This is a genomic window from Streptomyces sp. NPDC102279 (assembly GCF_044766365.1).
GTDB lineage: Bacteria > Actinomycetota > Actinomycetes > Streptomycetales > Streptomycetaceae > Streptomyces.
The window spans coordinates 23,491-44,456 of the sequence record NZ_JBIWLU010000025.1; the positions used below are offsets into that span (position 1 = coordinate 23,491).

The following is a 20,966-nucleotide window of genomic DNA, read 5'->3' on the forward strand; positions in this document are numbered from 1 at the left end:
ACCCTCGCCATGCGCGCCACCACCATCCACGCCCCGTTCGACATGCGTGTGGAGGACGTGCCCGAGCCCATGGTGCAGCTGCCCACCGACGCCGTCGTCCGCGTGCTGCGCTCCTGCATCTGCGGCAGCGACCTGTGGGCGTACCGCGGCGAGGCGGCCCGGCAGGCCGGCCAGCGGATCGGGCACGAGTTCCTCGGCATCGTCGAGGAGACCGGCTCCGAGGTGACCGGCGTCCGGCGTGGCGACCTGGTCGTGGCCCCCTTCATGTGGTCCGACGGCGTGTGCGACTACTGCCGCGAGGGACTCACCACCTCGTGCGAGCACGGCGGCTTCTGGGGCGCCGTCGGCTACGACGGCGGCCAGGGCGAGGCCGTCCGCGTCCCCTTCGCCGACGGCACGCTCGTGCAGCTCCCCAAGGAAGCCGCCTCGGACGACCACCTGCTCTCCGCGCTGCTGACGCTCTCCGACGTCCTCGGCACCGGCCACCACGCGGCCCTCGGCGCCGGCGTCCGCAAGGGCTCCACCGTCGCCGTCGTCGGCGACGGCGCCGTCGGTCTGTGCGCGGTACTGGCCGCCAAGCGCCTCGGCGCCGACCGGATCATCGCCCTCGGCCGCCACGAGGCGCGGACGGACATCGCGCGCCGCTTCGGCGCCACGGACGTCGTCGCCGAACGCGGTGACGCGGCCGTCGAGGCCGTGCGCGAGCTGACCCGCGGCCAGGGCGCCCACTGCGTCGTCGAGGCCGTCGGCACCGAGCAGTCCATGCGTACGGCCGTGAACATCACCCGCGACGGCGGCGCCATCGGCTTCGTCGGTGTGCCGCACGGCAGCGGAACGGGCCTCGACCTCGGTGTCCTGTTCGACCGGAACGTCGCCCTGCGCGGCGGGGTCGCCCCGGTGCGCTCGTACATACCCGAGCTGCTGCCCGACGTCCTCGACGGCACCATCGACCCGTCGCCGGTCTTCGACATGACCGTCGGCCTGGAGGGTGTGCCCGAGGGCTACAAGGCGATGGACGAGCGGACCGCGCTGAAGGTCCTCGTCACGGGCTGAGGCCCGCTACCGGGCCGTCGCGGCTCACCAGCGGATGGGCAGCGGCAGTGCCGTCAGTAGACCGGACACCGCGACGACCGCGCCCAGCACGACGACCTCCGCACGCGCGGGGGAGCGGGCGTCGAACGGGTCCCGCTCGCGCCGCAGCCGCAGCCGCGCGCAGAGCGCCAGGACGGCGACGGCGGTCACGAGGAGCACCTTCGCGAGCAGAGTGCGCCCGTACGCCGTCGTCGTCAGCTGGTCCATGATCGTGCCGGCCGGCATCCTGCGCAGCGAACTCCAGACGCCGGTGGCGGTGATCACCGCGAACAGGACGGCCGCCACGCGCGCGTAGCGGCCGAGCAGCGTGGCACCGGCCGCCGAACCCCCGGCAGCCCCCGCCCCGGCAGCCCCCGCCCCGGCAGCCCCCGCCCCGGCGGCTCCCGCCCCGGCCGCCCCCGGCCCTGCGGTGCCGCCGGCCTCCGCCGCACGCCAGGCGCGCAGCAGCCGCAGGACGTGCAGCAGACCGCCCGCCCACAGCGCGGCGCAGGTCACATGGACGAGCGTCAGACCGGAGCCGGTCAGCGCCGCGCGCTCGGCCGCCGGATGTGCGCGCAGCGCCTCCGCCAGCGCCACCGCGGCCAGCGGCCACACCTGTGCGCCCGGCCGGCGCGACCGGGCGCAGAACCAGGCCACCGCGAACGCGTTGACCTCCCAGAGCGCCAGCCTGCCGTCGCGGCTCGCGTAGAGGCCGCCCAGGTCCAGGTCGACGAAACGACGCGGCAGCAGATTGCCGGTCGCGACAAGGGAGGCGAGCCCCAGCGCCGCGGCGAACCCGGCGACCGCCGCGTACGCCGCCCAGCTGCGCGGCGCTTCCACCTGTGGCGCACCGGGCACCCGTCGGGCCAGCGTCCCCGCGAACAGTTCACCCGCGGGGACACAGAGCGCCGCGAACAGCACCGCGCGCAGCAGGGCGATGCCCGCGACCCCGGGTGCGGCGGCCTCTCCCGTACCCGTCAGCGCGGAGCGCGGGCCGAGCAGCGGGATCAGCGCCGCGACGGCCACCAGCGCGAGCAGGGCGAGGGCTCTGCGGGTGGCACCCCGCCGGGCCGCCGCCCCCGCGTCCGCCGCGTCGGCCGTCGGTCGTGTCAACGTCACCTCACGATGCTCACCAGCCGCCGCGTACCCGGCAACTCACGTTAGCCCGTCCGGCGTTGGAGATCCGGACACCGAGAAAACCGGCGAACGGGGGCCGGCCTCCGCTGTCCGTGAGGTCGCGGGAGGCCGAGAGATCACCCGCTGCCACGCCGCGCGCATCGCACACTCCGTTGCGGTGCCCCGGCGTTACGGGCCCCTCCATGTCCGTGCGGGTGCCCGCGTCGTCTCCGTCGCGCCCGGTCACAGCCAGCCCGGTGCGTCCGTCCCCCAGGGACCCGGCGGGCGGGACCAGTCGGTGGGGCCGTCGGTGAAGGCGAGCGGGGGGAGGGCGTACCGGAGACGGCCGATCGGGCCGTCGCGGTCGGAGAGCCGGCTGTCCGGGCTGCCGTAGGGCAGGCCCGTCACCTGGTTCTCGCTGCCGGGTTCCGCGGGGCCGCCGGTGTCCCGGGCGATGCCTTCCGTCAGCCACGCCGCCGTCCGCGCCAGCGCCAGGCGTACGAAGCGGCCCCGGCCGTCCTCGGACCGCTCGGTCAGGGCCCGGAGGACGGCCGCCGCCAGCAGGTACCCGGTGCCGTGGTCGAGGGCCTGTGCGGGCAGCGCACCCGGGCCCTCGGCCGCCCCCTCCGTGACGGCGATCCCGGTCGCCGCCTGCACCAGGCTGTCGAAGCCCCGCCGGCCGCCCCAGGGCCCGTACGCGCCCCACGCCGACAACTGGGCCACGACCAGGCCCGGCCCGCGCTCGGCCAGCGCTTCGGGGCTGAGCCCGAACCGGTCGAGCGCGCCCGGCCGGTACCCGGTCACGACGACGTCGGCCGTCGCCAGCAGCTCCTCGAACTCACGCCGGTCGGTGGTCAGGTCCAGCGTCGTCGACCGCTTCCCGAAACCGGTGTCGGCGTGCGCGTCGGCCGACTCGGGCAGTTGCGGCGCGTCCACGCGCAGCACGTCGGCGCCCAGGAGCGCCAGCGTGCGGGTGGCGACCGGGCCCGCGATGACCCGGGTCAGGTCCAACACCCGCACCCCGGCGGCGGGGAGCAGCGGGCCGCCGCCGTCGAGCGGGGCGAGGCCACGCGCGTGTGCGCAGTCCAGCAGGCCGCGCTCGATCAGCGGCCGGGCCGCCACCGCGCGCCCCTGTGCGTGCGAGGCCCATTCCGCGGGCGTGCGCAGAGCGACGGCGAGGCCGCCGGCGGCGTACACCGTCTCCTCGACCTCCCGCGCGGGCCGCTCCGCGAGCACCGCGGCCACGTCCCGCACCGTCGCGTCGTCCGCCAGATCCAGCGCCGCCTGCAGTCGTGCCCGGTGATGGGGATAGTTCGCGTGCGTGCGCACCCAGCCGTCCGCCGTCCGCCAGAAGCGCGACAGCGGCGCGAAGGAGACCGGTGCCCGCCCGTCGACGAGCAGATGCCGTTCGCTGACGAACGCGGTGGCGACGGCGCCGTCGTCCACCTTCACGCGCGGGACCTCGGCGCGTCCGGTCCGCCGGGCCGCCAGCTCGGCGGCGGCCAGCGCGCAGCCGCCCACGCAGGCCCGCGCCATCTCCCGTACGGGCAGTCGGGCCTCCAGCGCGCCCGCCCGCACCACGGTCGAGACCCCGGCGAGCAGGGCGGAGTCCCCGCCCAGCTCCCGCCACACGGCAGCCATCGGTGATTGCGTCATACGGTCACTGTGCAGCGTGGACCGGATCAACATGTGCGTCGGGCCCCCGGAGGGCGACGGTCGATCGGTGAGGGCGACACGAAGCGACGTGGCCCCGGCCGCCGCCATGGGCGAGGACCGGGGCCACGGAGGCGTCGGCGGGGACTACTTGACCGCCCGCAGGGCGTTGACGATCCCGAATCCGTAGAAGCCGTTCACGTGCTTGCCGCCCACGCAGGTCGCGTCGACGACACCGTCACCGTTCCCGTCGTACGGCTCGGCCGGGCAACCCGGGTTGTCCGCCTGGGCCTTGAGCAGGATCTGGAGCTGGGCGGGCGTCGCCCAGGGGTACTTGGACTTGAGCAGCGCGGCCACACCGGCGACGTGCGGCGTCGCCATCGAGGTGCCCTGGAGGTAGCCGTAGGTGTTGTTCGGCAGCGTCGAGAGGATGCGGCCGTTCTGCGACGGCGTGTCCGGGATCTGGTACCGGTCGCCGCCCGGCGCCGCGACGTCGATGACGCCCTCGCCGTAGCTGGAGAAGTACGACTTGGCGCCCTTGACGCCGGTCGAGGCGACCGTGACGACACCCGGCAACTGGGTCGGTATGTCGAAGCACTTGTGCGGGTCGACCGTCCGCGTCGTCGGCGTCGCGTCGTCGGGGCTGGACGCGTCGGTCAGCGCGTCCGAGTCGAGGTCGTCGTTGGAGTTGCCCGCCGCGGCGACGTTCAGCGTGCCCTTGTGCTGCGCGTACAGCTGGGCCCGGTTGACCGCGTCGACGATCGCCTTCTGGTCGGGGTCGTCGACGCAGTTGTACAGCCACGGGTCCACGTAGTAGCTGTTGTTGGTGATCTCGACGCCGTGGTCGGCGGCGAACACGAAGGCGCAGACGACGCTCTCCGGGTAGAACAGCTGGGTGGAGTCCGGCTGGGCCACGGTGATGCCGGCGACCTTCACGCCGGGCGCGACACCGGCGACGCCGACGCCGTTGCGGGCCGCCGCGATCTCACCGGCGACGTGGGTGCCGTGGTAGTGGTCGGCGTCCACCGGACGCCAGGAGCCGTACGTCGTGTCCGGCTTGCCGCCCACACAGTTCGCGGACTGGGAGGCGGAGAAGTTCGGCGCGATGTCCGGGTGCGTGTCGTCGACGCCGACGTCGATCACGGCGACGGTGACCTTCTTGCTGCCCGGGTTGACCGCGGCCGCCTTGTCGGCGCCTATCGCGCGCAGATCCCACTGGTCGGCCTCCAGGGGCTCTTCGCCCGGGGCGGCCGTCTTCGCGACCTTGGCGGCCTCCGCGGCCGACAGCACCTGCGCCGCGCCCTCGTCCGTCGTTCCCGCGGGTGTCAGGGCCGAGGTGCGCGTGGCACCGGCCGACTGCACTCCGCGCGCCGCCCGGATCTGCCGTCCGAAGTCCGGATTGGCGGAGTGGACGACGATCACACCGATCTGCTCGTACGCGATGACGACGCTGCCGCCGGCCGCGGTGATCGCCTGCTTCACCGACGCGATGGTGCGGTGGTCCGCCCGCGTGTTGACCACGTAGGAGAGGTTCGGCCCGTCCGCGGCCGTCACGGCGGGCGCGGTGGCGGGAGCGGCGGACGCGACACCCGGCAGGAAGCCCAGCGAAGCGGTGAGCGACAGAACGACCGGCACGGCGAGGGCGAGACGGCGTCTGGAACGCAGATGAGCCATGGGATCTCCACATCATCCGGAAAACGGAGCTGCCCGAACACAGGTGGTGCCCGGGCAGGTACATGACGGAAATGGCGCAGGCTGAAGCTATCCTCCCGCCGCCCGGGCCAGCAATGACTTCCGGCGACGACTTCCCGAGGAAGGCGACTTCCCGAAAGAACTCAGGGGAGTTGAACCGGTCCACGCGTGGCGCCGTGACCTTGGGCAGGGAGCCCGTGGACGATCGAGCTCCCTGTTGGATCACGGAACGGAGCCGCGGTCTCGCATTCCGTCACGTGATCCACATCACTGTGAGGTCAGCCGCATGTCCGTACCCGAACCGTCCCCGTCCGCGAGCACCGGCTCGCCCCCGCCCACCGTCGCAACCGCACCCGCAACGCGAGGAGACACCGTGGCCACCGACGCACCGCCACCCGCGAACGACGCCCCTCCGCCCGTGAGGACCGGCGCCCCTCTGCCGTCCACCGAGGAGTTCATCGAGGTCCAGCAGAGCGCCGAGTTCGGTGAACTGCGCCGATCCCACCGCTCGTTCGCCTTTCCGCTGACCATCGGCTTCATCCTCTGGTACCTGCTGTACGTCCTGCTCTCGAACTACGCGGGCGACTTCATGGGCACCAAGCTGTTCGGCAACATCAACGTCGCCCTGGTGCTCGGCCTCGGCCAGTTCCTCACCACGTTCCTCATCGCCTGGTGGTACTCGCGGCACGCCGCCGCCCAGCTCGACCCCAAGGCCGACGCCATCAAGTCCCGGATGGAGGGCGGCGCATGAGCTCCGTACAGACCAGCGTGCACACGACGGTGCTGGCCGCCGGCGAGGCCAGTGAGCACCGGCCGCTGATCATCACCCTGTTCGCGGTGTTCGTCGCCGCGACCCTCGTCATCACCGTCTGGGCGGGCCGCCAGACCAAGGACGCCGCCGACTTCTACGCGGGCGGCCGCCAGTTCACCGGCTTCCAGAACGGCCTCGCCGTCTCCGGCGACTACATGTCCGCCGCGTCCTTCCTCGGCATCGCCGGCGCCATCGCCCTCTTCGGCTACGACGGCTTCCTGTACTCCATCGGGTTCCTGGTCGCCTGGCTGGTCGCCCTGCTCCTGGTCGCCGAGCCGCTGCGCAACTCCGGCCGGTACACGATGGGCGACGTCCTCGCGTACCGCATGCGCCAGCGTCCGGTCCGCACCGCCGCGGGCACCTCGACCATCGTCGTGTCGATCTTCTACCTGCTGGCCCAGATGGCGGGCGCGGGCGTCCTCGTCTCGCTGCTCCTCGGCATCACCAGCAGCGCCGGCAAGGTCGGCATCGTCGCGCTCGTCGGCGTCCTCATGATCGTGTACGTCACCATCGGCGGCATGAAGGGCACCACCTGGGTCCAGATGGTCAAGGCCGTCCTGCTGATCATCGGCGCCCTGCTGCTCACCTTCCTGGTGCTGCTGAAGTTCGACTTCAACATCTCCGACCTGCTCGGCAAGGCGGCCGAGAACAGCGGCAAGGGATCCCCGTTCCTGGAGCCCGGCCTCAAGTACGGCGCCACCTCCACCACCAAGCTGGACTTCATCTCGCTCGGCATGGCGCTGGTCCTCGGCACCGCGGGCCTGCCGCACATCCTGATCCGCTTCTACACCGTGCCCACCGCCAAGACCGCCCGGAAGTCCGTCAACTGGGCCATCGGCCTCATCGGCGCCTTCTACCTGATGACCCTCGCCCTCGGCTTCGGCGCGGCCGCGCTGATCAAACCGGACGAGATCATCGCCTCCAACAAGGCGGGCAACACGGCGGCACCCCTGCTCGCCCTGCATCTCGGCGGCGTCGACTCCAGCTGGGGCGCGATCCTCCTCGCCACCATCTCCGCCGTCGCCTTCGCCACCATCCTCGCGGTCGTCGCGGGACTGACCCTGGCCTCGTCCTCGTCGTTCGCGCACGACATCTACGCGAACGTCATCAAGAGGGGCCAGGCCACCGAGAAACAGGAGATGCGGGCCGCCCGCTACGCGACGATCGGCATCGGCGCCGTGTCGATCCTCCTCGGCGCCCTCGCCCGCGACCTCAACGTCGCCGGACTGGTCGCGCTCGCCTTCGCGGTCGCCGCCTCGGCGAACCTGCCCACGATCCTCTACAGCCTGTTCTGGAAGAAGTTCACCACCCAGGGCGCACTGTGGTCGATCTACGGCGGTCTGGTCACCGCGGTCGGCCTGGTGCTGTTCTCCCCGGTGGTCTCGGGCAAGCCCACGTCGATGTTCCCGGACGTCGACTTCCACTGGTTCCCGCTGGAGAACCCGGGCCTCATCTCGATCCCGGTCGGCTTCCTGCTGGGCTGGCTCGGCACCCTGCTGTCGAAGGAGGAGCCCGACGCCGGCAAGTACGCCGAGCTGGAGGTTCGCTCCCTGACGGGCACCGGAGCGCACTGAGGCACCGGCATCGCGCGGGCCCGTCGTAGGCCGCTGGTGGATCACCACTAGTAGGTCCCTACGACGGGCCCGCGCCGCGTCTCGTGGGATCGGGCCGGTGTCCTTGTCGGCCGCGTCACGTAGGCTCGCACATGTCCGGAAAACGTGATCGGCATCGAGGGAGGGGGCCCACGTGCTCATCGACAAATTCGGCCGAGTAGCCACTGACCTGCGGGTTTCCCTGACAGACCGGTGCAACCTCCGCTGTACGTACTGCATGCCCGAAGAAGGCCTGCAGTGGCTCGCCAAGCCCGATCTGCTCACGGACGACGAAATCGTCCGGCTGATCGACATCGCGGTCACCCACCTCGGCATCGAGGAGGTCCGCTTCACCGGCGGCGAGCCGCTGCTGCGCCCCGGCCTCGTCGGCATCGTCGAGCGGGTCGCGGCACTCGCCCCGCGCCCCCAGATGTCGCTCACGACCAACGGCATCGGCCTCAAGCGCACCGCTGCCGCCCTCCAGGCCGCGGGCCTGGACCGGGTGAACGTGTCGCTGGACACCCTCCGGCCCGACGTCTTCAAGACCCTCACCCGCCGCGACCGGCACAAGGACGTCATCGAGGGACTCGAAGCCGCCCACGCCGCGGGCCTGACACCCGTGAAGATCAACTCGGTCCTGATGCCCGGCCTGAACGCCGACGAGGCCCCGGACCTCCTCGCCTGGGCCGTCGCCCACGACTACGAACTCCGCTTCATCGAACAGATGCCGCTGGACGCCCAGCACGGCTGGAAGCGCGACGGCATGGTCACCGCCGGCGACATCCTCGCCTCACTGCGCACCCGCTTCGAGCTCGTCGAGGAGGGCGCGGGCGAGCGGGGTTCCGCACCCGCCGAGCGCTGGACCGTCGACGGCGGCCCGCACCAGGTCGGTGTCATCGCCTCCGTGACCCGCCCGTTCTGCGCGGCCTGCGACCGTACGCGTCTCACGGCCGACGGCCAGGTGCGCACCTGCCTGTTCGCCACCGAGGAGACCGACCTGCGGGCTGCGCTGCGCTCGGACGCCCCCGACGAGGAGATCGCCCGGATCTGGCGGGTCGCCATGTGGGGCAAGAAGGCGGGAGCGGGCCTGGACGACCCGTCGTTCGTGCAGCCCGACCGTCCGATGTCGGCGATCGGCGGCTAGGCCGGGGCGCCTGCTCAGGCCTCCGGGGACTCCCACTCCTCCAGCCGGACCACGTCCTTCAGGAACCCGCGGATGCCGAGGAACGTCGACAGGTGTTCGCGGTGTTCGTCGCACGCGAGCCAGGTCTTCCTGCGCTCGGGCGTGTGCAGCTTCGGGTTGTTCCACGCGAGCACCCACACGGCATCCGCGCGGCAGGCCTTGGCCGAGCAGACGGGGGAGGCGGGGTCGGAGCCGGGCACGTTCAAAATCACGCTGCCGACCCTAGCCGAGGCCTCACTTCACGCGTCCCGCGCGGTCGGCCGGCGTCCTCGGAAGAGCCCTCCGACGGGCCTCCGGCACCCCTGCAAAGGCGACGCCGAGCAGCCACGGGGGGAGCTGCCCGGCGTCGGTCCGTCGCTCCGACGGGGGATGCGGAGCGCGTACGAAGTATGTCACGGGCGACCCGCCGCCCGGCACCTGAACAACATGATTGATCTGAGGTTTTCTTGAGCTTGGCGCATGGCCGGATTCCGTTTTCGGAGGTTCCTCCGGGGCCGTTTCCGAGCGTGTGACGGAGCCTCTTCGGAGGCGTTTCGGAGACGGTTTCGGCGCGTTCGCGGACCCCGTTCGCGTCAGCTCGGATCGTGCGGCTCGGGCCGCAACGGCATCCCGGGATCGGCGGTGACATCCTCCGGGGCCGGTGCCGCGGGAGCATCCTGACGCGGCGGCGCGATCATCGGCCGGGAGGGCGCGGCGACGAACGTCGACGGGAGCCCCGGCGCGTTCTCACGGCCCGCGTTGGCGATGACGACGGCCACGTAGGGGAGGAGGATGCCGAGGACCAGCGCGACGACGGCCACGTGCCGCTCGACGTTCCACAGGACCGCCCCGAGGATCACCGCGACCGTACGGACGGCCATGGAGATGATGTACCGGCGCTGCCGGCCGCGGACGTCCTCGTCCAGTCCCTGCCGTGCTCCGGTGATCCGGAAGACCTGGACGTCGCTCTGCTTCCTGATCACACTCCACCACCCGCCTGTCTCGGACGTTGCCCGGCCCGTACCCGGTACGAACCCGTCGAGGCGGGCCCGGACAGCCTCCACGGTACGCCGCGGCTGCGCCGCCTTCGAGACCGGGGCACGTCCCCGGCGGGTGGATCGGGTGCGCGGTACCGCGTATGGCTCCGCCCGACATGCGACGTATGACCGCCGCCACGAGACTGGCGGTACTGCTCACGGAGAGCCGTACTAGGAGGCAGACATGGGCTGGTTGTGGGCCATCATCGTCGGGTTCGTGCTGGGCCTGATCGCCAAGGCGATCATTCCGGGGAAGCAGCACAGCCCGCTCTGGCTGACCACCATCTTCGGCATCCTCGGCGCGATCGTCGGCAACGCCATCGCACGGGGCATCGGCATCGCCGAGACCCGGGGCATCGACTGGGGCCGGCACGCGCTGCAGCTCGCCGCCGCGATCGTCATCGTCTTCCTCGGCGACATGCTCTACATGGCGGTGCGGGGCAACAAGGTGCACGCGACCCGGTGACCCCCACCCGGTGAACGAAGAAGGGGCGGCCCCGGTCAGGGAGCCGCCCCTTCTTCGTCGTACGTCACGCCCCGCGCGGGCGACGCCTCAGGCGCCGGTGACCTCGACCGCGGCCAGGCTCTTCTTGCCCCGGCGCAGCACCAGCCAGCGTCCGTGCAGCAGGTCCTCCTTGGCGGGGACCGCGTCCTCGGCGGCGACCTTCACGTTGTTCACGTAGGCCCCGCCCTCCTTCACCGTGCGCCGGGCGGCCGACTTGCTGGCCACCAGACCGACCTCGGCGAAGAGGTCCACGACGAGACCCGGCTCGGCGACCTGGATGTGCGGCACCTCGGAGAGGGCCGCGCTCAGCGTCCGCTCGTCGAGCCCGGCCAGCTCGCCCTGCCCGAAGAGCGCCTTGGACGCGGCGATCACGGCGGCCGTCTGGTCGGCGCCGTGCACCAGCGTCGTCAGCTCCTCGGCCAGCGCGCGCTGCGCGGCGCGCGCCTGCGGCCGCTCCTCGGTCTGCCGCTCCAGCTCCTCCAGCTCCTCACGGGACAGGAAGGACAGGATCCGCAGGTACGTCGAGACGTCCCGGTCGTCCACGTTCAGCCAGAACTGGTAGAAGGCGTACGGCGTCGTCATCTCGGGGTCGAGCCAGATGGCGCCGCCCTCGGTCTTGCCGAACTTGGTGCCGTCCGCCTTCGTCATCAGCGGCGTCGCCAGCGCGTGCACGTGGGCCTGCGGCTCCAGGCGGTGGATCAGGTCCAGACCGGCGGTCAGGTTGCCCCACTGGTCGCTGCCGCCCTGCTGCAGCGTGCAGCCGTACCGGCGGAACAGCTCCAGAAAGTCCATGCCCTGGAGCAGCTGGTAGCTGAACTCCGTGTAGCTGATGCCCTCCTCCGACTCCAGCCGCCGGGCGACCGAGTCCTTGGTGAGCATCTTGTTCACGCGGAAGTGCTTGCCGATGTCCCGCAGGAACTCGATGGCCGACAGACCGGCCGTCCAGTCCAGGTTGTTCACCATGACCGCGGCGTTGTCGCCCTCGAAGGACAGGAACGGCTCGATCTGCGAGCGCAGGCGCGTCACCCAGTTCGCGACCGTCTCCGGGTCGTTCAGCGTGCGCTCCGCCGTCGGGCGGGGGTCGCCGATCTGACCCGTCGCCCCGCCGACCAGCGCGAGGGGCCTGAGGCCCGCCTGCTGGAGCCGGCGCATCGTGAGCACCTGCACCAGGTGGCCGACGTGCAGGCTCGCCGCGGTCGGGTCGAAGCCGCAATAGAACGTGACGGGGCCGTCCGCGAGCGCCTTGCGCAAAGCATCTTCGTCAGTGGACAGGGAGAAAAGCCCCCGCCACTTCAGCTCGTCGACGATGTCCGTCACGGTTCTCGTATCTCCTTGGGTGGTCTCGTGGATCAGGTACGAGGTTATACGCCCTGGCTGACAGAGCTCATATTGAAGTCCGGCACCCGCAGGGCGGGCATCGCTGCCCTGGTGAACCAGTCGCTCCACTCGCGCGGCAGCGTCTTCTCCGTGCGCCCCGCCTCGGTGGCCCGCCCGAGCAGGCCCACCGGTGACTCGTTGAAGCGGAAGTTGTTCACGGCGCCGACGACCTGGCCGTTCTCGACGAGGTAGACGCCGTCCCGGGTGAGCCCGGTCAGCAGCAGCGTCGCCGGGTCGACCTCGCGGATGTACCAGAGGCAGGTGAGCAGCAGACCGCGCTCGGTGGCGGCGACCATCTCCTCCAGAGACCGGTCCTCGCCGCCGTCCAGGACCAGGTTCCCGATCGACGGCGTCACCGGCAGCCCGGTCAGCTCCGCGCTGTGCCGGGTGGTGGACAGGTGCCGCAGCTCACCCTCCCGGATCCAGTCGGTGGCCGTCAACGGCAGTCCGTTGTCGAACACGGAGGCGTCGTCGCCCGAGGAATGCGCGAGCACGAACGGCGCGGACTCCAGACCCGGCTCGTTCGGGTCGCTGCGCAGCGTCAGCGGCAGCTCGGTGAGCCGCTCGCCGATCCGGGTGCCGCCGCCCGGCTTGCTGAAGACCGTCCGGCCCTCGGCGGCGTCCCGGGCGGCCGCCGACCACATCTGGTAGATCATCAGGTCCGCGACGGCGGTCGGCGGCAGCAGCGTCTCGTAGCGCCCGGCGGGCAGCTCCACGCGCCGCTCCGCCCAGCCGAGCCGTACGGCCAACTCCGCGTCGAGCGCGGCCGGGTCGACGTCCTTGAAGTCCCGCGTCGAGCGCCCCGCCCACGCCGACCGCGTCCGGTCCGGGGACTTGGCGTTCAGCTCCAGCGTCCCGTTCGGCTGGTCGTGCCGCAGCCGCAGCCCGGTCGAGGTACCGACGTAACTGGTGACGAGCTCGTGGTTGGCGAAGCCGTACAGCTCCCGGCCGCCCGCCCGCGCGCGGGCGAACGACTCGCCCAGCGCCGGTGCGAAGTCGGCGAACACCGCGGACGAGGTCTCGGCCGGCGCGTCCGTGAAGTCGGGGGACTCCGCCACGCCCGTGACGAGCGGCCGGCCGTCCTCGGCGGGACCGGCACCCCGGGCGGCCGCCTCGGCGGCCCGCACCAGGGGCTCCAGCTCGTCGGCGGTCACGGCCGAGCGCGAGACCACGCCGGACGCGGTGCCCTCCCGGCCGTCGACCGTGGCGATCACGGTGAGGGTGCGCCCGCGCGTGACCCCGTTGGTGGTCAGCGCGTTGCCCGCCCAGCGCAGGTTGGCGGAGGACTCCTCGTCGGCGATCACCACGCAGCCGTCGGCCCGGGACAGTGCGAGGGCGCGCTCGACGATCTCGTGCGGCTTGTTCTGCTGGCTGGAGCGAGCGCTCATCGACCGGCCTCCTGGGTCGTGTTGAGGATGTTGACACCCTTGAAGAGGGCGGAGGGACAGCCGTGCGAGACCGCGGCGACCTGGCCCGGCTGGGCCTTGCCGCAGTTGAAGGCACCACCCAGGACGTAGGTCTGCGGACCGCCCACCGCGGCCATCGAACCCCAGAAGTCGGTGGTCGTGGCCTGGTACGCGACATCCCGCAGCTGGCCCGCGATCCGGCCGTTCTCGATCCGGAAGAAGCGCTGGCCGGTGAACTGGAAGTTGTAGCGCTGCATGTCGATGGACCAGGAACGGTCGCCCACGACGTAGATGCCGCGGTCGACACCCCCGATCAGGTCCTCCGTGGACAGGCCGCCCGGGTCCGGCTGGAGGGACACGTTCGCCATGCGCTGCACGGGCACGTGCCCGGGGGAGTCGGCGTACGCGCAACCGTTGGAGCGGTCGAAGCCGGTCAGCTTCGCGATGCGCCGGTCCAGCTGGTACCCGACGAGCGTGCCGTCCTTGACGAGGTCCCAGGACTGGCCGGCGACCCCCTCGTCGTCGTACCCGACGGTCGCGAGGCCGTGCTCGGCGGTGCGGTCACCGGTCACGTTCATCAGCTCCGAGCCGTACCGCAGCTTGCCGAGCTGGTCGAAGGTGGCGAAGGAGGTACCCGCGTACGCCGCTTCGTAGCCGAGCGCGCGGTCCAGCTCGGTGGCGTGCCCGATCGACTCGTGGATCGTCAGCCACAGGTTGGACGGGTCGACGACCAGGTCGTACACCCCCGCCTCGACGCTCGGCGCGCGCATCTTCTCGGCGAGCAGCACGGGGATGCTCTCCAGTTCGGCGTCCCAGTCCCAGCCGGTGCCCCGCAGGTACTCCCAGCCGCGTCCGACCGGCGGCGCGATCGTCCGCATCGAGTCGAACTCGCCGCTCGACTCGTCCACGGCGACGGCGGTGAGCTGCGGATGCAGCCGCACCCGCTGCTGCGTCGTCACGGTGCCCGCGGTGTCCGCGTAGAACTTGTTCTCGTGCACCGACATCAGCGACGCGTCGACGTGGTTGACGCCGTCGGCCGCCAGCAGCCGCGCGCTCCAGTCGGCGAGCAGCCCCGCCTTCTCCTCGTCCGGCACCGAGAACGGATCGATCTCGTACGAGGAGATCCACGTCCGGTCGGCGTGCACCGGCTCGTCCGCCAGCTCGACGCGCTCGTCGGAACCGGCCGCCTTGATCACCTGGGCCGACAGCTTCGCCATCGCCACCGCCTGCGAGGCGACCTTCGCCGCCGCGTCCATCGTCAGATCGACGCCCGACGCGAACCCCCAGGTCCCGCCGTGCACCACGCGGACCGCGTAGCCCAGGTCCGTGGTGTCCGACGACCCGGCCGGCTTGGCGTCGCGCAACCGCAGTGTCGCGCTGCGCACCCGCTCGAACCGGAAGTCCGCGTGCTCCGCGCCGAGCGCCCGCGCCCGCGCGAGCGCGGCGTCCGCGAGGGCGCGCAGCGGCAGCGCCGTGAACGCTTCGTCGATGGAATGAGGCACCGAGGTCTCCCTGCTGTCGTGGCCTGTCGGGTCCGATCATGTCGCGCGGGCGGGCTCCGGGGCCACGCCTTTCGTGCGACCGGGCGCTTTTTCGGCCGGGCCTCCCCGGGTTTCTGTAGGGACCCGACAGAGGGCACCCGAACCCACTGTCGGTGCCCGATTCTCTGACAGGCCGGACGGACCGATAGGTTTTCGAGGTAGGCGCCTGTCACGCAGGGGTTCAGTCCGCTATCGAAAGGGTGATCCGTTGAGCCGCTCGGTTCTCGTCACCGGAGGCAACCGAGGCATCGGCCTCGCCATCGCCCGCGCGTTCGCCGACGCAGGCGACAAGGTCGCGATCACATACCGGTCCGGTGAGCCGCCGGCCGCCCTGACGGAATTGGGGTGTCTCGCCGTCAAGTGCGACATCACCGACACCGAGCAGGTGGAGCAGGCATACAAGGAGATCGAGGCCCAGCACGGCCCGGTCGAGATCCTCGTCGCCAACGCCGGCATCACCAAGGACCAGCTCCTGATGCGCATGTCCGAGGAGGACTTCACCTCGGTCATCGACACCAACCTGACCGGCGCCTTCCGGGTCGTGAAGCGCGCCAACCGCGGCATGCTGCGGGCCAAGAAGGGCCGCGTCGTCCTCATCTCGTCGGTGGTCGGACTGCTCGGCTCCGCGGGCCAGGCGAACTACGCCGCCTCCAAGGCCGCCCTGGTCGGCTTCGCGCGCTCGCTCGCCCGGGAACTCGGCTCCCGCAACCTCACCTTCAACGTCGTCGCGCCCGGCTTCGTCGACACCGACATGACGCAGGCGCTCACCGACGAGCAGCGCGCGAACATCGTGTCGCAGGTGCCGCTGGGCCGTTACGCGAAGCCCGAGGAGATCGCCGCGACGGTGCGGTTCCTCGCCTCGGACGACGCCTCGTACATCACTGGAGCCGTCATCCCGGTTGACGGCGGACTGGGAATGGGTCACTGATCACCATGAGCGGAATTCTCGAGGGCAAGCGCGTCCTGATCACCGGTGTGCTGATGGAGTCCTCCATCGCCTTCCACACCGCCAAGCTGGCCCAGGAGCAGGGCGCCGAGATCATCCTGACCGCGTTCCCGCGGCCCACGCTGACCGAGCGCATCGCCAGGAAGCTCCCGAAGCCCACCAAGGTCATCGAGCTCGACGTCACCAACGACGAGCACCTCGCGCGGCTCGCCGAGCTCGTCAGCGAGGAGCTGGGCGGCCTCGACGGTGTCGTGCACTCCATCGGCTTCGCGCCGCAGGACGCCCTCGGCGGCAACTTCCTCAACACGCCGTTCGAGTCGGTCGCCACGGCCATGCACGTCTCGGCGTTCTCCCTGAAGTCGCTGACCATGGCCTGCCTGCCGCTGATGCAGAACGGCGGCTCGGTCGTCGGCCTCACCTTCGACGCGCAGTACGCGTGGCCGCAGTACGACTGGATGGGTCCGGCCAAGGCCGCCCTGGAGGCCACCAACCGTTACCTCGCCCGCGACCTGGGCAAGCAGAACGTGCGCTCCAACCTCATCTCGGCCGGCCCGATCGGCTCGATGGCCGCCAAGTCCATCCCGGGATTCAGCGAGCTGGCCTCCGTGTGGGACTCCCGCGCTCCCCTGGAGTGGGACATCAAGGACCCCGAGCCCGCGGGCAAGGGCGTCGTCGCCCTGCTGAGCGACTGGTTCCCGAAGACCACCGGCGAGATCATCCACGTGGACGGTGGCCTGCACGCCATCGGCGCGTGACACCCACGCCCGGTCCGGACGCCCCGTTTCCCGCAGCTCGCGGGGGACGGGGCGTCCCCCGTTCGGCCCAGTCGGCCGGGCGCCGGGGGCACCGCACCACGCACTCTGGGAGTACGCACCGCCCCGCAGCCGTACGGCCGAGGAGGTCCCCTTGTGCGCCTGTCCCGCCGCATTGCCCCGGCGTTCGCCGCTGTCGCCCTGGTGATGGCCGTTCCGTACGACGCGATACCCCGGACGCTGGCAGACCACGACGGCGCGGGGCCCTCACCCCCCTCCGGATCCCAGCCCTTCGGCGCAGAGTGCCGGACGACCGTCACCGGCTCGCACGTGGTGGCGTACTGCCACAACCCCTATGTGGACACCGACAGCGTCCGGCTGCACGTCGAGTGCGCCCGCTGGTGGGACATCGACACCGACAGCGCCTCCGTCGACGTCGGACCCGCGACGACGGTCCGGCTGACCGGGCGGTGCTGGAAGGAGATCCGCGCCGTCTGGATCACGCACGGCACCTGACGGTCAGCCGCGGCCGGCACCCAGCGCCCGCCCCCGGGCGTCCAGCCGCCCCGGACGGCACATGAACGCGTAGCTCCCCGCCTCCTCGGCGGCCGCCTCCGAGGCGCCCGAACGGATCGCGTCGACGAGCCGGGCGTGGTCCATGTGACTCTCCGGCGTCAGCTCCGCGCCCACGTCCTCGCGCAGCCAGTCGCGCAGCACCTCGCCCAGGTCGGCGTACATCGCCGTCATGACGTCGTTGTGGGACGCGGCGACCACGGCCAGGTGGAAGGTCGCGTCGGCGGTCACGAAGGCCTCCGTGTCACCCGACTCCCAGGCCTCCTCCCGGCGTACGAGGAGGGCGTCCAGCTGCTTGAGATCGCGCTCGGTGCGCCGCTCGGAGGCCAGCGCGGCGGCGCTCGACTCCAGCGTGGACCGCAGCTCGGCGATGTGCCGCGGATCGGCGTCCGCGAACCTGCGCTGCATCACACCCGCCAGCTCACTGGTCGCCACGACATAGGTGCCCGAGCCCTGCCGGATGTCCAACAGACCGTTGTGGGCGAGCGCCCGGACGGCCTCGCGCACCGTGTTGCGGGCGACCCCGAGCTGGTCGACGAGCTCGGGCTCGGTGGGGATGCGGGAGCCCACCGGCCACTCGCCCGAGGTGATCTGGTTCCGCAGCTCGGCGATGACCTGCTCGGACAGTGCCGAACGGCGGGGGTGGCTCAACGGCATGACGGTCCTTCGTACGGGCCCGGGTGCGGTCGGTCGCGCGGGCCGGAGATTGTGGAGATTAACGCAGCGGGATTGGACAGCCAATCATCCCATGATTCTATGATGGGCGGCATGGCAAGCGAGGAGACCCGGACGACGATGACGTCCCCACCGACACACCGCCCCACCGAGAGCACGGCACCCCGGCCGCCCGCCCCGCGCGCGTGGACGACGCGACTGGTGGTCGTCGGCATCGTCCTCACCGCCCTGAACCTGCGTCCGGCCATCACCAGCCTCGGCGCCCTCCTCGAAGAGGTGCGCGACGGGCTCGGCATGAGCGGCAGCGTCGCCGGACTGCTCACCTCCGTGCCGCCGCTCTGCTTCGCCGTCTTCGGTGTGATGGCTCCGCGGCTCGCCCGCCGCTTCGGGCCCGCAGCGGTCGTCTGCGCGGGCATGGCCGCCATCACGGCCGGCCTCGCGCTGCGCCCCTTCATCGGGGGGACGGCCGGGTTCCTGGCCGCCAGCGCGCTCGCGCTCATGGGCATCGCCGTCAGCAACGTCCTGATGCCCGTGATCGTCAAGCGCTGGTTCCCGGACCGGGTCGGCTCCATGACGGGCCTCTACTCGATGGCCCTCGCGCTCGGCACCTCGCTCGCCGCCGCGGTCACCGTGCCCATGACCGACGCGCTGGGCGGCTCCTGGAGGTCCGGGCTCGTGGTCTGGGCGGGCCTCGCGGCGGCGGCCGTCCTTCCGTGGATCGCGCTCGTCCGCGCGCGGGGCGCGGCTCCCGGCTCCGACGAACCGGCGCCGGCCCCCGGGGACGCCCGCCAGGAGGCCGCCGGACTGCGCATCACCCGTAGCCGTACGGCCTGGGCCCTCGCCGTCTTCTTCGGCCTCCAGGCCACCGCCGCCTACATCACGATGGGCTGGATGGCACAGATCTTCCGCGACGCGGGCGTCGCCGCGGGCACCGCGGGACTGCTCCTCGCGGTCACCATGGTGATGGGCGTGCCGCTGGCCTTCGTCATCCCGCGCCTCGCCACCCGGCTGCCCCACCAGGGCCCCATCGTGGTCGCCCTCGGCGTCTGCGGACTCGCCGGATACGCGGGCCTCTACCTGGCCCCGGCGGGCGGCGCCTGGGCCTGGGCCGTGCTCCTCGGCATCTCCAACTGCGCCTTCCCGCTGGCCCTCACCATGGTCGGCATGCGGGCCAGGACCGGCGCCGGTGTCGTCCAGCTGTCGGCGTTCGCCCAGAGCACCGGCTACCTGCTGTCGATCCCCGGACCGCTCCTCGTCGGCGTCCTCTACCAGCACAGCGGCGGCTGGGGCCTGCCGCTCGCGCTCATGGCCGGCCTGATGGTCCCGCAGATCACGGTCGGCATCCGGGCGGGCCGCAACCGGACGGTCGAGGACGAGCTGGCCGGCTGACCCCGGCCGGTCGGCGCCCCCGCGAACCGGGACCCGGCGCCCCCGCGAACCGGGACCCGGCGCCGCGCGAACCGGGACCCGGCGCCGCGCGAACCGGGACCCGGCGCCCCGTGAACCGGGACCCGGCGGCGGCCGGGGCAGCCCGGGGTGCGAGACTGACGCCATGCCTGTGCTCGACCCGAACCCCCAGAACGGCCAGAAGAAGCTGCTGCTCGTGCTCGGCGCGATGCTGGCCATCACGGTGATCATCGGCATCATCGCGTCCATCGCCTCACCGTGAACGACTCAGCCCCTCGACCGGTGATCTGAACCCGCGCCCGGTTCCACGGCCGGAACGCCGTGCACTGAGCCCCAGGGCCCCCTCCAGCGCCCTCCATGCCCCGCCGCTTCCGCGCCGGGACGGCTCCGCGCCCGGGGGTAGGGCTAACCCCCCGTCCCCTAGGGGGCGAGTGTCAGGGTCAAGTGGGTGGATCACCGGATGGGTCGGGGCCCGCGCAGTCCGTACCTTCGAATCGTGGCCGCGAGAAGTGGCCCGCGACCACTCGAAGACCCACGGAGGCGGCATGTCGGCCCGTACGCACACCCGGATCCACCCGGCGACGCCCGGCCGCGTGGACATCCGCCTTCCCTGGTGGGCCCTCGCCCTCCCCACGCTCGCCTTCATCACGCTGCTGCTCATGATCCTGAACCCGTCGGACGCGCACGCCGCGGGCGGGGACCCGGCCCTCACGCACGTGTTCGAGCGCATCCAGACGGCGCTGCACACGGCACCGTGACCGCGCGGCACGCGGAACCTGGGGGACCCGCAGCCCCCGCCGTCCGCCGTCCGCAGCCGACTCGGCCGCAGGCACCTCATCCGCCCCCTCGGGCACCGGCACCCACCCACCACGACCAGCCACGCTGACACTCCGCGCCACCACGACACCGCATGCCACCGGGACGCCTCACGCCACCCGTGCACGCAGGACGGCGCCGATCCCGCGCGATCTCCCGCACTCGACACCCGCACGCCACCCAGAGCGACCGGTTCGCCCCTCTCGGGTACGGCATCACCCCTGACGGGGGAGGGCGTCACCCGTGCCGGGGGAGCACGTCAACTCCCTGCGCCTCGTGGCATGTTTCGTGCGAAGCTGGGACGCATGAGCGTCGCAGAACCCCGCAGGATCGTCCTCTTCCGGCATGCGAAAGCCGACTGGCCGCAGATGTCCGACCACGAGCGGCCGCTCGCCGACCGGGGCCGTATGGACGCCGCCGTCGCCGGGCGCAGGCTCGGCGAGACCGGCATCCCCTTCGATCTGGCCATCTGTTCCACGGCGATCCGGACCCGTGAGACGTGGAAGCACGCCGTCCAGGAGCTCCCGCACCGGCCGAAAACGGTCTACGAGGAGCGGATCTACGAAGCCTCGCCCGGCGAGCTGATCGCGGTACTCAACGAGACCCCGGACGACACGCAGAGTGTGATCCTGATCGGTCACAACCCGGGCGTCCACGGCCTCGCCGACGTCCTGGCGGGTCAGGCCGAGGACGACACCCGTGAACGGATGAAGGCCCAGGGCTTCCACACGGCCGCCTTCGCGGTGCTCGCCTTCGACGGCCCCTGGAAATCCCTGGAACCCGGATCGGCCTCGCTGACCGAGTACTGGGCGCCCACGGAGTAGACCGACCCCT

The 20,966-nt window shown here is 71.9% G+C and carries 21 protein-coding genes; 12 read left to right on the top strand and 9 right to left on the bottom strand.

All coding sequences use genetic code 11. The features are described 5' to 3' along the window. Positions 1-9 precede the first annotated feature (9 nt). On the top strand, positions 10-1,053 hold the full coding sequence (locus ACIRQH_RS40020; RefSeq protein ID WP_358820932.1) for a zinc-dependent alcohol dehydrogenase family protein: 1,044 nt from the start codon (positions 10-12) through the stop codon (positions 1,051-1,053). Between the two features lie 24 nt (positions 1,054-1,077). Here ACIRQH_RS40020 and ACIRQH_RS40025 read toward each other — a convergent pair whose 3' ends face one another. The 3 genes from ACIRQH_RS40025 to ACIRQH_RS40035 all read right to left on the bottom strand — a co-directional run bounded on the left by ACIRQH_RS40025 (position 1,078) and on the right by ACIRQH_RS40035 (position 5,514). Beyond that, the gene (locus tag ACIRQH_RS40025) at positions 1,078-2,190 is read right to left on the bottom strand and encodes a CopD family protein (protein WP_404230425.1); all 1,113 of its coding nucleotides are present in this window, start codon (positions 2,188-2,190) and stop codon (positions 1,078-1,080) included. A 240-nt stretch (positions 2,191-2,430) separates the two neighbouring features. Continuing rightward, entirely contained in the window at positions 2,431-3,843 is a 1,413-nt protein-coding gene (locus tag ACIRQH_RS40030) for a CoA transferase (RefSeq protein WP_404230427.1), read from the bottom strand. A gap of 144 nt (positions 3,844-3,987) precedes the next feature. Further along, the gene (locus ACIRQH_RS40035; RefSeq protein ID WP_388877701.1) at positions 3,988-5,514 is read right to left on the bottom strand and encodes a S8 family serine peptidase; all 1,527 of its coding nucleotides are present in this window, start codon (positions 5,512-5,514) and stop codon (positions 3,988-3,990) included. Positions 5,515-5,905: 391 nt separating this feature from the next. Here ACIRQH_RS40035 and ACIRQH_RS40040 point away from each other — a divergent pair, with 391 nt between their 5' ends. From ACIRQH_RS40040 to moaA, 3 genes are all read left to right on the top strand, one after another. Continuing rightward, positions 5,906-6,283, top strand: coding sequence for a DUF485 domain-containing protein (locus ACIRQH_RS40040; protein ID WP_358820928.1), 378 nt, complete (start codon positions 5,906-5,908; stop codon positions 6,281-6,283). Further along, entirely contained in the window at positions 6,280-7,917 is a 1,638-nt protein-coding gene (locus tag ACIRQH_RS40045) for a cation acetate symporter (RefSeq protein ID WP_358820927.1), read from the top strand. Before ACIRQH_RS40040 ends, ACIRQH_RS40045 begins: the two co-directional genes overlap by 4 nt. Positions 7,918-8,089: 172 nt before the next feature. Then, positions 8,090-9,079: a GTP 3',8-cyclase MoaA gene (moaA, locus tag ACIRQH_RS40050; protein ID WP_388934190.1), complete on the top strand. Its 990-nt coding sequence runs from the start codon at positions 8,090-8,092 to the stop codon at positions 9,077-9,079. A 14-nt stretch (positions 9,080-9,093) separates the two neighbouring features. Here the strand turns inward: moaA and ACIRQH_RS40055 are convergent, their stop codons facing one another. Both ACIRQH_RS40055 and ACIRQH_RS40060 read right to left on the bottom strand, forming a co-directional pair. Then, a complete protein-coding gene (locus ACIRQH_RS40055; protein WP_355876699.1) occupies positions 9,094-9,330 on the bottom strand; it encodes a hypothetical protein in 237 nt (78 codons plus the stop codon). Positions 9,331-9,690: 360 nt separating this feature from the next. Continuing rightward, complete coding sequence (locus ACIRQH_RS40060) at positions 9,691-10,077, bottom strand: DUF3099 domain-containing protein (protein WP_404230458.1); 387 nt, start codon at positions 10,075-10,077, stop codon at positions 9,691-9,693. Positions 10,078-10,318: 241 nt separating this feature from the next. Between ACIRQH_RS40060 and ACIRQH_RS40065 the strand changes: the two genes are divergently transcribed. Beyond that, on the top strand, positions 10,319-10,600 hold the full coding sequence (locus tag ACIRQH_RS40065) for a GlsB/YeaQ/YmgE family stress response membrane protein (protein WP_358820925.1): 282 nt from the start codon (positions 10,319-10,321) through the stop codon (positions 10,598-10,600). Positions 10,601-10,687: 87 nt separating this feature from the next. On the opposite strand, the gene tyrS is transcribed toward ACIRQH_RS40065, so the two are convergent. From tyrS to ACIRQH_RS40080, 3 genes are read right to left on the bottom strand one after another with little or no spacing between them, the layout of a single operon-like run. Beyond that, entirely contained in the window at positions 10,688-11,956 is a 1,269-nt protein-coding gene (gene tyrS / locus ACIRQH_RS40070; protein WP_358820924.1) for a tyrosine--tRNA ligase, read from the bottom strand. 44 nt (positions 11,957-12,000) lie between these two features. Continuing rightward, positions 12,001-13,404: a metallopeptidase TldD-related protein gene (locus tag ACIRQH_RS40075; protein WP_388934187.1), complete on the bottom strand. Its 1,404-nt coding sequence runs from the start codon at positions 13,402-13,404 to the stop codon at positions 12,001-12,003. After that, positions 13,401-14,924: a TldD/PmbA family protein gene (locus ACIRQH_RS40080; protein ID WP_358820922.1), complete on the bottom strand. Its 1,524-nt coding sequence runs from the start codon at positions 14,922-14,924 to the stop codon at positions 13,401-13,403. The genes ACIRQH_RS40075 and ACIRQH_RS40080 overlap by 4 nt, the downstream gene beginning before the upstream one ends. A 247-nt stretch (positions 14,925-15,171) precedes the next feature. Here ACIRQH_RS40080 and fabG point away from each other — a divergent pair, with 247 nt between their 5' ends. The 3 genes from fabG (at position 15,172) to ACIRQH_RS40095 (ending at position 17,177) form a co-directional block, all read left to right on the top strand. After that, complete coding sequence (gene fabG, locus ACIRQH_RS40085; RefSeq protein ID WP_358820921.1) at positions 15,172-15,891, top strand: 3-oxoacyl-[acyl-carrier-protein] reductase; 720 nt, start codon at positions 15,172-15,174, stop codon at positions 15,889-15,891. 5 nt (positions 15,892-15,896) lie between these two features. Then, entirely contained in the window at positions 15,897-16,664 is a 768-nt protein-coding gene (gene fabI, locus ACIRQH_RS40090) for an enoyl-ACP reductase FabI (RefSeq protein ID WP_355876716.1), read from the top strand. A 153-nt stretch (positions 16,665-16,817) separates the two neighbouring features. Further along, positions 16,818-17,177 (top strand): hypothetical protein, encoded by a 360-nt coding sequence (locus ACIRQH_RS40095; RefSeq protein WP_404230435.1) that lies wholly within the window; start codon positions 16,818-16,820, stop codon positions 17,175-17,177. Positions 17,178-17,180: 3 nt separating this feature from the next. On the opposite strand, the gene ACIRQH_RS40100 is transcribed toward ACIRQH_RS40095, so the two are convergent. Then, complete coding sequence (locus ACIRQH_RS40100) at positions 17,181-17,891, bottom strand: FadR/GntR family transcriptional regulator (RefSeq protein WP_388877717.1); 711 nt, start codon at positions 17,889-17,891, stop codon at positions 17,181-17,183. Positions 17,892-18,002: 111 nt separating this feature from the next. Between ACIRQH_RS40100 and ACIRQH_RS40105 the strand changes: the two genes are divergently transcribed. From ACIRQH_RS40105 to ACIRQH_RS40120, 4 genes are all read left to right on the top strand, one after another. Continuing rightward, positions 18,003-19,298, top strand: coding sequence for a CynX/NimT family MFS transporter (locus tag ACIRQH_RS40105; protein WP_404230438.1), 1,296 nt, complete (start codon positions 18,003-18,005; stop codon positions 19,296-19,298). A gap of 163 nt (positions 19,299-19,461) precedes the next feature. Then, positions 19,462-19,578, top strand: a complete 117-nt coding sequence (locus ACIRQH_RS40110; protein ID WP_263974370.1) for an SGM_5486 family transporter-associated protein — start codon at positions 19,462-19,464, stop codon at positions 19,576-19,578. Positions 19,579-19,861: 283 nt separating this feature from the next. Continuing rightward, complete coding sequence (locus ACIRQH_RS40115; RefSeq protein WP_388877722.1) at positions 19,862-20,074, top strand: hypothetical protein; 213 nt, start codon at positions 19,862-19,864, stop codon at positions 20,072-20,074. Between the two features lie 363 nt (positions 20,075-20,437). Then, entirely contained in the window at positions 20,438-20,956 is a 519-nt protein-coding gene (locus tag ACIRQH_RS40120; protein WP_388877725.1) for a SixA phosphatase family protein, read from the top strand. Positions 20,957-20,966: the final 10 nt, after the last annotated feature.